The 563-nt window shown below is 66.3% G+C and carries 1 pseudogene; it reads right to left on the bottom strand.

The annotated features are described in order from the left end of the window. A pseudogene (locus ACY45C_RS18150) lies at window positions 1–328 on the bottom strand (ABC transporter permease); the annotation flags it as partial. Window positions 329–563: the final 235 nt, after the last annotated feature.

Below are 563 nucleotides of genomic sequence, written 5' to 3'. Positions count from 1 at the left end.
TGATCGTGGCGGCTTGCACGTCCAGCGGGCGCAGGAAGTCGACGGCGATCTGGCCGTCCTTGATCCTCTCCGCGATCTCGCTGCCGCCCCAGAAGTTGACCGAGCCGAGCATCGCCTGGGACAGCCAGATGTAGGTGCCCATCTGCGCGATGTCGTACCCGCCGATCTCACCCCCCGCCGCCCGGACCGCGGCGAACAGCACCGCGACCTTCAGCAGCCCGAACGTCGTGTTCGAGAGCAGCCCACCCAGCGCGGCCAATCGGTAGGTCGACTGCCGGCGGAACCCTGCTACCAGCAGCAGCCAGTAGACCCGAACCGTCGCGCGCATAGAACCACCAACAATACAGTCTGATCCAGGAATACGGTCTGGTCCGGGCCCCCAGAAGCCTCGGCCGCAGCTGATGAAGGCGTAGCGGCCAGGCATGTTGACGTGGTGGTCGACCCGCGGCGACGTACGGTGTGTGCGGCAGGTCACACGCGCGCCGTAGGCGCGCCTTGAGGCCGTGAAGAAATCTCGGCCCCGTGAAGAAACCTCGCGATGAGTTAGATCCGCTCTGCCCCCC

It is taken from the genome of Frankia sp. CcWB2 (assembly GCF_977927585.1).
Note: the sequence above shows the minus strand (reverse complement) of the source record. Positions and strands in the feature narration are given on the sequence as shown.